Source organism: Aliivibrio finisterrensis (genome assembly GCF_008933155.1).
Lineage (GTDB): Bacteria > Pseudomonadota > Gammaproteobacteria > Enterobacterales > Vibrionaceae > Aliivibrio > Aliivibrio finisterrensis.
In genome coordinates, this window is the sequence record NZ_WBVP01000094.1 from 1 (window position 1) to 521 (window position 521).

A 521-nucleotide genomic window follows, 5' to 3' on the forward strand; every position below is an offset into this window, starting at 1 on the left:
TAAGCGTACACGGTGGATGCCTTGGCAGTCAGAGGCGATGAAAGACGTATTAACTTGCGATAAGCGTAGATTAGGTAGTAAAAACCATTTGAGTCTACGATTTCTGAATGGGGAAACCCACTAGCATAAGCTAGTATCACTGCATGAATACATAGTGCAGTGAGGCAAACCGGGAGAACTGAAACATCTAAGTACCCCGAGGAAGAGAAATCAACCGAGATCCCGAAAGTAGCGGCGAGCGAAATTGGGTTAGCCCTTAAGCTTTTAATGAGACAGGTGAAGGCTCTGGAAAGTGCCGCGATACAGGGTGATAGCCCCGTAACCGACATCTCATCATCAGTGAAAACGAGTAAGGCGGGACACGTGATATCCTGTCTGAATATGGGGGGACCATCCTCCAAGGCTAAATACTACTGACTGACCGATAGTGAACCAGTACCGTGAGGGAAAGGCGAAAAGAACCCCTGTGAGGGGAGTGAAATAGAACCTGAAACCGTGTACGTACAAGCAGTAGGAGCACC

1 rRNA gene is annotated in these 521 nt (G+C 48.2%); it reads left to right on the forward strand.

Going from position 1 to position 521, the window contains the following annotated elements:
• A 23S ribosomal RNA gene (locus F8B77_RS17370) occupies window positions 1-521 on the forward strand; the annotation flags it as partial.